The organism is Romboutsia sp. MSSM.1001216sp_RTP31141st1_G3_RTP31141_220114 (genome assembly GCF_039031195.1).
GTDB classification, from domain to species: Bacteria; Bacillota; Clostridia; order Peptostreptococcales; family Peptostreptococcaceae; genus Romboutsia_C; species Romboutsia_C hominis.
This window is the reverse complement of sequence record NZ_JBCIUO010000032.1, coordinates 1-10,352: the sequence shown is the minus strand read 5'-3', so window position 1 is coordinate 10,352 and position 10,352 is coordinate 1. Positions and strand designations below refer to the sequence as shown.

General features: G+C 27.3%; 10 protein-coding genes and 1 other RNA gene. 5 read left to right on the top strand and 6 right to left on the bottom strand.

What is annotated here, in order from left to right:
- Positions 1-49 precede the first annotated feature (49 nt).
- A complete protein-coding gene (locus tag ABCP60_RS15280; RefSeq protein ID WP_092927302.1) occupies positions 50-955 on the top strand; it encodes a selenium metabolism-associated LysR family transcriptional regulator in 906 nt (301 codons plus the stop codon).
- A gap of 51 nt (positions 956-1,006) precedes the next feature.
- Here the strand turns inward: ABCP60_RS15280 and ABCP60_RS15275 are convergent, their stop codons facing one another.
- From ABCP60_RS15275 to ABCP60_RS15265, 3 genes are read right to left on the bottom strand one after another with little or no spacing between them, the layout of a single operon-like run.
- Positions 1,007-2,401, bottom strand: coding sequence for an aminopeptidase (locus tag ABCP60_RS15275; RefSeq protein ID WP_343102105.1), 1,395 nt, complete (start codon positions 2,399-2,401; stop codon positions 1,007-1,009).
- 39 nt (positions 2,402-2,440) lie between these two features.
- Complete coding sequence (locus ABCP60_RS15270) at positions 2,441-2,659, bottom strand: DUF896 domain-containing protein (RefSeq protein ID WP_092927306.1); 219 nt, start codon at positions 2,657-2,659, stop codon at positions 2,441-2,443.
- Positions 2,660-2,717: 58 nt separating this feature from the next.
- Positions 2,718-4,139, bottom strand: a complete 1,422-nt coding sequence (locus tag ABCP60_RS15265) for a PLP-dependent aminotransferase family protein (protein ID WP_092927308.1) — start codon at positions 4,137-4,139, stop codon at positions 2,718-2,720.
- Positions 4,140-4,247: 108 nt separating this feature from the next.
- On the opposite strand from ABCP60_RS15265, the gene ABCP60_RS15260 reads away from it, so the two are divergent.
- From ABCP60_RS15260 to ABCP60_RS15250, 3 genes are read left to right on the top strand one after another with little or no spacing between them, the layout of a single operon-like run.
- On the top strand, positions 4,248-5,042 hold the full coding sequence (locus ABCP60_RS15260) for a histidinol-phosphatase HisJ family protein (RefSeq protein ID WP_092927310.1): 795 nt from the start codon (positions 4,248-4,250) through the stop codon (positions 5,040-5,042).
- Between the two features lie 50 nt (positions 5,043-5,092).
- Entirely contained in the window at positions 5,093-6,430 is a 1,338-nt protein-coding gene (locus ABCP60_RS15255) for a polysaccharide biosynthesis protein (RefSeq protein WP_343102104.1), read from the top strand.
- 9 nt (positions 6,431-6,439) lie between these two features.
- Positions 6,440-7,075, top strand: a complete 636-nt coding sequence (locus tag ABCP60_RS15250; RefSeq protein WP_166504891.1) for a hypothetical protein — start codon at positions 6,440-6,442, stop codon at positions 7,073-7,075.
- 42 nt (positions 7,076-7,117) lie between these two features.
- On the opposite strand, the gene ABCP60_RS15245 is transcribed toward ABCP60_RS15250, so the two are convergent.
- The gene (locus ABCP60_RS15245) at positions 7,118-8,239 is read right to left on the bottom strand and encodes a hypothetical protein (protein ID WP_195236803.1); all 1,122 of its coding nucleotides are present in this window, start codon (positions 8,237-8,239) and stop codon (positions 7,118-7,120) included.
- Positions 8,240-8,416: 177 nt separating this feature from the next.
- On the opposite strand from ABCP60_RS15245, the gene ABCP60_RS15240 reads away from it, so the two are divergent.
- Complete coding sequence (locus ABCP60_RS15240) at positions 8,417-9,427, top strand: hypothetical protein (RefSeq protein WP_271892046.1); 1,011 nt, start codon at positions 8,417-8,419, stop codon at positions 9,425-9,427.
- 37 nt (positions 9,428-9,464) lie between these two features.
- Here the strand turns inward: ABCP60_RS15240 and ssrS are convergent.
- Both ssrS and ABCP60_RS15230 read right to left on the bottom strand, forming a co-directional pair.
- A non-coding RNA gene (gene ssrS / locus ABCP60_RS15235) (6S RNA) lies at positions 9,465-9,649 on the bottom strand.
- An 83-nt stretch (positions 9,650-9,732) separates the two neighbouring features.
- Positions 9,733-10,352 (bottom strand): hypothetical protein (locus ABCP60_RS15230; RefSeq protein WP_343102103.1); only part of this gene is annotated, 620 nt, incomplete at its 5' end.

Below are 10,352 nucleotides of genomic sequence, written 5' to 3'. Positions count from 1 at the left end.
TTTTTATACTATGCTATAATACTTATAAACAATATAAGGAGGTTTTGTCTTGGATTTTAAGCAATTGGAAGTGTTTGTTGCAGTTTGTAAGTATGAAAGTTTTTCTAAAGCTGCGAAGGAATTATTTTTAACTCAACCAACAGTTAGCTCTCATATTAATAACCTCGAAAAAGAACTCGGTACTGTTCTTATAAATAGAAATAATAAGAATTTAACTTTAACAAAATCAGGAGAAATACTTTACAATCATGCCATATTAATATTAAATAATTGTAAAAAAGCAGTTTATGATATAAAAGAGTATTCCGAAAAAATAGAGGGTATTATAGATATAGTTTGCAGTTCTATCCCTGAATCTTATATTATTCCTAATTTTTTAAATAATTTTTCTAACCAATTTAAAGATGTTAAGTTTAATATTAGTCACTATGACTCTAAGTCTGCAATTTCAGAAATCTTAAATGAAAGAATAAGTTTCGGACTTGTTGGTTCAAAATCTAACAACCCACAAATTGAGTACATAGATTTAATGGATGATGAGTTAGTCCTTATAACTCCTTTAGACGTTGTCCTTCCTAATTCTAATGGATTTATAGATATTGATTTATTATATTCTCTTAAGTTTATTATGAGAAAAGAAGGTTCTGGAACTAAAGATTTAATTATAAATAAGCTAAAATCTAATAATTTCGATACGGACAAACTAGATGTAATAGCCCATCTTGAATCTAATGAATCTATAAAAAAACTTGTACAATCTGGTCTTGGAGTTTCTTTTGTATCATATATATCTTGCATTGATGAATTAGAATCTAAAAAACTGAACATCTATAGAGTAAAAAATATAGAATTTAAAAGAAAGTTTTATTTTATTTATTCTAGAAAAAAAGTTTTTTCACCTTTAGAAAATAAATTTTTAACAGGACTATATAAATATTTCAATATAAAAAGATAGACCAAAATAAAAGGTCTATCTTTTTTAATAGTCAATTACTTCTAATATTACTTAAAGGTTTATGTTAAAGAATGCTTTATATCCTTTATACATCTCATATATATCAACTTTAGAAACTATTTCATATGGAGCATGCATATTTAACACACCTACTCCACAATCTATAACCTCAGCACCATAGTTTGCTAATATATAGGCAATAGTTCCACCACCACCTTGGTCTACTTTTCCAAGTTCAGCAGTTTGCCATACAACTTCGCCTTGGTTGAATATTCTTCTTACTTCTGCCATAAACTCTGCATTAGCATCATTGCATCCGCTTTTTCCTCTTACACCTGTATATTTGCTTAAAACTATACCATGTCCCATGTATGCAGAATTTCTCTTATCATACACCTCTGGGAAATTAGGATCATATCCTGCAGATACATCAGCCGATAATACCTTAGTATTTGCCATAGCTCTTCTTACTCTTAAGTTACAATAGTTTCCTTCTAAAGCTATAAGCTCTGCTACTGTATTTTCAAAGAATTTAGAGTGCATACCAGTATTTCCTTGAGACCCTACTTCTTCCTTATCTACACATAATGCTACTGCACAGTATTCAGGTTCAGTAGTTTCTATTAAGGCTTTGACAGCACCGTATGAACAAACTCTATCATCATGCCCATAAGCTAATACCATAGATTTATCAAATCCTAAGTGACGAGCACGACCAGAAGGTACTATTTCTATTTCAGCACTTAAGAAGTCTTCTTCTACCATATTGTATTTTTCATTTAATATCTTTAATACATTTTGTGCTACAGTTTCTTTTTCTTCGCCTTCAAGCGGCATATGACCAACTAGTAGGTTAAGTCCTTCTCCAGTTATACCTTCAGAAAGTTTCTTTTGCATTTGATCTCCTGAAAGATGTACTAGTAAGTCAGTTATACAAAATACTGAATCTTCTTCATCTTCACCTATACATATATCAATTTTTTTACCATCATTTAGGATAACTACTCCATATATTGAAAGTGGTATTGCTGTCCATTGATATTTTTTTATTCCTCCATAGTAATGAGTTTTAAAAAGTCCTAGATTAGCTTCTTGATATAGAGGGTTTGGTTTTAAGTCAATCCTTGGAGCATCTATATGACCACCTACTACTTTCATACCTTCTTCTAAAGATTTTTTACCCATAACAAACATAGCTACTGATTTATCTTTATTGACTGCATATATTTTGTCTCCTGGATTTACCTTTCCTTTTTGTATAGCTTCCTCTAGTGATATGTATCCATTTTCTTTTGCCATATTTACTATTTCTCTAGCAGAGGTTCTTTCTGTTTTTCCTTTGTCTAAAAATTGCATGTAATCTTTAGAATAAGACATTACATCTTCTATATTATTTTTACTTCTTTCAATATCCCATGCATTTTTAGCTTCATACTTTAAATTCATATTGCCCCTCCTTAAGTAATTATTAAATTTATATTATATTTAGTTTTGACTATTTTGGTTATTTTTCATATGCTCGTCGTATTCTTCTTTTGATACTACCTTTATATTATCTAATCTAGATCTAAAGTGCGCTCTAAAATGTTCTAGATATTCTTTTCTTAATCCTTCTCTTTCTATAGTTTCTTCTTTTGTTAATCCTTCTGCTTTATTCTTTTTAGCTAATTCATTTATTCTGTCTAGTTTCTTTTGATCAAACATTATTTCATTCTACTTAAAATAAATTTATTTTAAGTATTCTCCTTTCTATTTTCTTGTCTTAATAAAAAAATTTATTATTTTTTATTGTTATATTATCTTTATATTTATAAAGAAATTCGTCTAAGTTATCACTTATTATAGATATTCCCTTTTCTATATCTTGTATACTTGCCCTAGCTATATTTATCCTAAAAAACCTATCATCTACTATATTATCAAAAAAGTAAGTTCCTGGAAGAACAGATACTCCTTTATCTAATAAAAATTCTGTTAAGTCATGTGATAAATAGCCTCTTGGTAGTTCTATAAAAAAGTTAATACCTCCACTTCCATTTCTTATCTTTAGTCTATCGCTTAATTTATTATATATCAACTCTTTTGCCAAATTATATTTTTGTGTATATTGACTTTCCACACCTTTAAGATATTCATCCCAATTAAAGTTTTCCATATAATAATACATTGATTTTTGAATCAAACCTGGCGTTGATATATCAGATGAGTACTTAGCCCAAAGTACCTTTTTTAGTAATTCACTTGGAATTTCAACTATACCTATTCTAAGTCCAGGCATAAATATTTTAGAAAAACTTTTTATGTATATAACCCTATTTTTATCATCATAACTCTTTAATGGTTTATTATCAAGAGAATTAAATTTAAAATCACTTATAAAATCATCTTCTACTATATAAAAATCATATTTTTCAGCTAGTTCTATTAGTTTTTTCTTTTTATATGTAGAATATGATATGCCTGTTGGATTTTGAAAATTTGGCATAGTATATATTATTTTAGGCTTTATCTTTTCAAGTTTAAGTTTTAATACCCCTATGTCGATTCCATCATCTAACATAGGTATTGATATTATCTTTGCTCCTCTACTCTTAAATACTTCTATAGCTCCATTATAAGTTGGCTCTTCAACATATACGACATCTGAGTAATTTATAAGACCTTTGCAAACAATGTCTATACCTTGCTGAGCTCCTGATATTATTTGTAGATTATCCTTAGTTGTATTTATATCTTTATTATGTAGATATTGTGCTATTTTTTCTCTTAATGGTTCATATCCTAAACCTTCATCATATTCGAATATAGTGCTTCCTTCATTAGTCAAGGCCATATTTATAGCCTCTTTAAAATCATCTATTGGAAATATTTCTGTAGAAGGATTTCCTGTATCAAAACTTATTATACCTTCTTTTCTTTGTATAGTACTTGAACTTTCTTGATTTATAGATGTAGCAAAAGTTCCACTTCCCATACTTTTATTGACATATCCTTCTTTTTCTAATAATTCATATGCTTTTACTATTGTCGTATTATTAACCCCTATTAACTTTGCTAACGTTCTTATTGGCGGTAGCTTTTCATATTCCTTTATTTTATTTTCACATATAAGTCTCTTTACATGATTATATATTTGTAAATATTTAGGACTATCTTTGATTAAATCTAAGTTATATTTTTCCATACTATCCCCACTTGCTTCTTTGATATTATCACTTGATGGTTATTACTATATTTGATAAGATTTATTATGTATATAATACCAAAATTTTATCAAAAAGGGGAAGTTTTTATGTTTTATGATTACCATATGCACTCAAGTTTCTCAAATGATAGTAAGACCGATATGGAAGATATGATTAAAAAATCAATAGACTTGGGTCTTAAAGAAATATGCTTTACAGATCATGTTGATTATGACCTTGCAAATGATTTTGATTGGGGTATTGATTATGATAAATACTTTGAAAAATTAGATTTCTTTAAATCTAAATATGCTAATCAAATATCTATAAAAAAAGGTATAGAACTTGGTCTTCAAAAGCAAATAATAACTAAGTGCAGTAATGATGCTAATAAATATCCTTTTGACTTTATAATATGTTCTTTACATGCTATAGATAGAATTGACTTATATTTTGGCGAGTTTTTTAAAGATAAAACTCAACATCAAGCTTATGAAGCTTATTTTAAAGAACTATATAATATTGTTAAAAACTACAAAGACTATTCTGTATTAGGACACCTAGATCTAGTTAAAAGATATGGAGATTATAAAAATATTTTAGATGATAGCTTATTTTCAGATATAATAGAAGCTATATTAAAACAAGTTATACAAGATGGAAAAGGAATTGAGATAAATACATCTTGTTATAGATATAATCTTCCTGACTTAACACCTTCAAGAAGTATAATAAATATGTATAAAGACTTAGGTGGTGAAATAATAACTACAGGATCTGATTCTCACCATCCATCTCAAATAGCATATCAATTTGATTATATTTACTCTTATCTAAAAGAAGTAGGATTTAATCATGTATGTAAATTTACCAATATGAAACCTGAATTTGTAAATATATAATTATTTTTTCACCTCCTTATGAATATATTTAAACATAAGGGGGTGATTTATTGAGAATACCCAATCTTATTTTTTCTACAGCCGTGTTGTTTATTTCCAACTTAATAGTTAGGGTAATTGGTTTTTTATATAAAATATTTTTATCAAGGTCAATTGGTGAAATTGGTCTTGGAATATACCATATATTATTTAATTTCTTAATGATTTGCTTAGCTTTAACTACTACAGGTATACCTACTACTTTGAGTTGTTTAGTTGCTAATAAAAAGGCTCTTAATGATAAACACAATAGCAATGTATTGTTTATATCTACACTTTATGTAGCATTTTTTATATCACTTGTGATTTCTCTTATAATAGCTTTTAATGCCCGTTTTTTGTCATTAAAACTATTAAAAGATGCTAATTTAAGTTTATTAATTTTATCTATCTGTCCAGCAATAGTCCTTATAACAGTATCAAATATATTAAGAGGATACTACTATGGTTTGAAGGAAGTCGTAGTTCCTGCTATAGGGCAAGTTCTAGAGCAATTAAGTAGAATATTTTTCGTAGCTTTAACTATTTTATTTATAAATAATAAATCTTTTAATTGTTATATTGCACTTTTAGGTATTTCTATTGGAGAAGCCATAAATATATTATATATATCAATTTGCTTATATAAAAACTCAAATTTATATAATACCTATACTATAAAAATAAAGGATTTTTACAATGCTTCTATAGAAACTATTAAAATGTCTATTCCTATAACTTGCAATCGTATGTCAAATATATTACTTCATTCTTTAAGCTCTATAATTGTTCCTTCTAGGCTAGTCTTATCAGGCATTAGCTATAGTCAAGCATTAAGCATGTATGGTGTTATAAATGGGATGGTTATGCCTTTTATATACTTACCATTTACCTTAGGTTCTGCATTAATTGTAAACTTGATACCTAGTATATCCCAAGAAATGTCACTTGGTAGATACAAAAGGGTAAAAGAAAAAATTAATTTTGCTATGCTTTTAACTCTAAGTGTAGGAATATTTTCCTCAGTATTTTTTTATACATTTGGTGAAAATTTATGTCTTTTAGTATATGATAATGAGCTTGCAGGTACTTACTTAAAATCAATGTGGTTAATCCCTCTATTTATGTCTTTAAATCAAACACTATCAGGCATACTTCATTCTATAAGGAAAGAGGTAATTTCAAGTTTAATTACTATTTTTAGTATGTGTATTCAGCTATTTGGAGTATATTTACTTACTCCTCTACCTAATCTAAATATTTATGCATATATCTATACAACAACTTTAATGTCATTTTTCACATGTATATTACATATTTTTGTTGTTATCAAAACTTTAAAAAACTTTTCTAAAAATATTAAATCTTAGGAGGTTATTATGAAAAATATTAATCCATTTTATATATATACAGATAAAAATGTTTTATATATTAAAAATATAAATGGGCAAACAGAAAGATTATCTAACAATATACATTCTTATTGCGCAACTATAGATAATTCTAGTAATATACATATCTGTGCACTTGACACTAGGGGTAGACTAAATCATTTTCTCAAGCACAATGGCTCTTGGAAAAAAAAATCTATTTTGAAAGCCCTTAATACTACAAAAAATATTAAGGATATGAGATTGTATTCTATTGATGATTCCTTAAATGTTTTTATCGTCGAAAAATACCCTCTATCAGATAATTTGCATAAGCTATCTCACTTTAACTTTGATGTACCTAATTATCGATTATCTAAATATATAATTGATAATGTTCTAAAGGATAATGGATACTTTTATAAACTTGATATAGATGATTTTTCAAATATAGTACTAGAATATAAACCTTCTTCATCTTCTGATCGAACTACATCTAAACTTTTTTTTAATAGTAGTTCTAAACAATGGTCTAAATCTAATATTGAAAATACCATTCATTCAAGTAGATGTTCAAATGAAGGTAAAACAACTATAAAAGATGATATTTTTGAATATTGTTATGGGATAACATATAAAATATGAAAAAGAGCTATCTAAAACAGATAGCTCTTTTTCCTTTATATACTATTCTCCACAACTTCCAAAGTCACAAACTTTAGAGAATGTATCTACAACTCTTGGTTGCACACCATTTGGTGAAGTTAAAACAACTAGTTGCTCATTAATTAAAGTACTGACATTATTTTGTAAGCAAAGTATTAAATCTATATCATTTGGTATGCTTAATTCACAATGACATTCACAATCATCATGATCTATACAGCTTAGTAAAGCTTTTCCGATACAATCTACTGTTAAATGTGTTTGGAATTCTTGTCTTAATGTAAATCCTCTTCCATCTGATGGCACACCTATTGGTGCTGATAATGTATTAAATAAGAATTCAACATCACGGCATCTCTTAGATTGACCTCCATGGCATTTTACAGCAGGAAATGCAAAAGCTATAAATTCTGTGCATCCGCATCTTCCTCTTAATTCTAGTACTAAATCTTCTACAAGTACACTTAATCCTTTTTGTTTATATACTACTGATTGTCCTTTTCCCCTATTACAACATCTTCTATGTGTTTCTCCACATACTGCATATTCAAAAGTAGTTTCACATCTTTTTCCTACTGTTGGTTCTAACGGTTCTATATCAAAATCTTCTAAAGTTGTCATTCCTGTATTTATTATTATTCCATTATGGTTTATACAAATTTTTTCTATTTCTACATTTACTTGACCTACTCTAGGTATTGGACCATTTATTTCTACTAATTCAACATCAAATACTAATGGAGCACCATTTGGAGCTGTTGCATCTGTAAATGTTTGAAATACCATAGTATCAAATATCCTATTGGCCTCAATTGCAACTGGTACACTGTTTGATACATTAAATCTTGGTGGATTTATAGGACCAAGACACTCAGGTCCACATTTATTTTTTATACATGTATCAGCATCTGGTTCACAAGGCTCACAGCACTGTGGTTCTGGATGACATACACACTCGCACTCGCACTTCATATTGTGGTTACAATCTGAATGTTTATCACAGTTTGAGTCTTTTTTACATCCACATCCTCTAGTTAAATCATCATCTACTTCTTGACTTACATGTTCTTCTAAACAGTCGTTTTCCATTTGATCTATATGCTGATTAGGAACTCTTTTTCTATTTCTTTTTAAATCTTGCATATAATGTCCTCCCCTTAAATGAATTATTGTTAATATTCAGCTTTTCACGCTTAATAAATATTATGCATTTAACTTATGATTTGTTACTTACTTGTACTTCTATTTACTAAAACTAGAATAATTTTCTATTATGACAATATACATTTAATATGAATTAATTTACAGGGAGATGATTTTTTGGGTTTTGTTAATGATTGCCATACAATAATTAGACGTTCTAACAAGGATATATTTAGATTTAGAACATCTAATGTTTTAACTTATGATTATTTTGATACCTATAGTAATCTGATCAAATCAACATATATTACAGATAAACCTTTAGATTTTACCAAGTTTTATTTTAACCTAGATAATAATGATAACATATATGGTATTTACATAGATAATAGCTTAAAATTAGTTGATATAAAAAATTCTGAAACTACATTTACTAATTTTGATGTGTTTACTTATAATAGCAATAAGTTTACTTTATTATTTCCTTATATTAAAAAATTAGATAATGAAATTCATATTTTATACTATGTTTATAGCAATGATAGCGGTAATATTTGTGCACTTATTCACCATCATAAATTAAATGGTGTTTGGACGGAAAATAAAATAGATTTTATAAATAATACTATTTTAAATAATTTCACAGTGATTTGGATTCAAAACTCACCTACAGTTTTTTACCTAAACCTCGTAAACGGATTTGAAGAAGTTTTTATGTCAAAGTTTAATTTAAGTACTTCAACTTGGTCTAAGCCTTCTCAATTAACTAATACAAGAAAAAATAAAATATACTTATCTGTATTAAAAGATAGCCTAAACTTTTGTCATATAGTATTTTGTGAAAATGTTGATAATGGGTATGCTGTTAAATATATAAATGGTTATTTAATGGATAATAAACTAGATATTAATATATCTAAATATATAACAGGTTCTTCATCCTGCATGTATCCAAGTATTATGAAATTTAAATCTGATATATATATTATGTGGGTTAACTATAATAGATTACATACATCTATTTCAAATGATTTAGGAAAGACTTGGAGTGATCATAAGATTGATGAGTTTAGTTTAGAGGAAGAGTTTACTAGATCTTTATTTTACTCTAATTATAAATATGACTTAGATTACAATACAACTTCAGTATTTACTACTTTTGATGACATAGGTATATTGGGATTTTAAATTAAAAGAGTGTTGCTTTTGCAACACTCTTTTAATTTAAAATCCCGAAACACCGTTAGCTTACGTAAATTCATACCCGAGATACTCCCAGGTGGGTGACCTGCCAATAACTTTTAACTTCCCAGTTAAAAACTAGGCTTGTTATCCATCATTAGACTTAGTCTCCCTTATAACATTTGTCGGTTGAATTTAAATAAGCAATATCGTATGCTTCAGGATTTTATATACTTATTATATAACAAAATCAGTAATTTTAAAAGTAGTTTTATATAGTAATTAATGAAATATTAAGATATATTTCCATATTATTCATCTAAATCATCTATGTACTCACAAAAGTCGTCATCATCTTCATTAAAATCATCATATGCATCATATTCACTATCATAACTATAATATTTTTTATCATCTTTATCATCATCGACTCTTAAAAGGCTTCCCAATAATTTTAAATTATTCATGCTTCCCAAATTATTTAAACTCGCTAGAGAACTTATACTAAATCCATTTTCTTCTATATCATCTGGTAAAAATAATTCTGCAAATAAATCTATTTTCTTTTTCATATCTATAGCCTTTTCTATAGATTCTTTCCTTTTTTCAGGAAAAACTTCTAAAATTTCCCTAATCATCATATTCTTCTTATCTTCCTCATCCATACATCTAAAAAAGTTTGTTTCTTCTTCCTCGATATCCTCTATTGAACTAAGTTTCTTTATTCCCCTAACTAAGTCTAATACACTCTCAATCTTAACTAAAAACTTTCTTTCATCTTGTGACATATACTTTTTAGTTCTAGTTATTATTTCCATGCCACGCTCTAAATCTTCATCACTTAAATCCATAAGTTTTAAACCTTTATTTATATCATTTATACTAAATGCAATAGAATTATTATTTGAATTATCACTACTCTTTTTTCTTC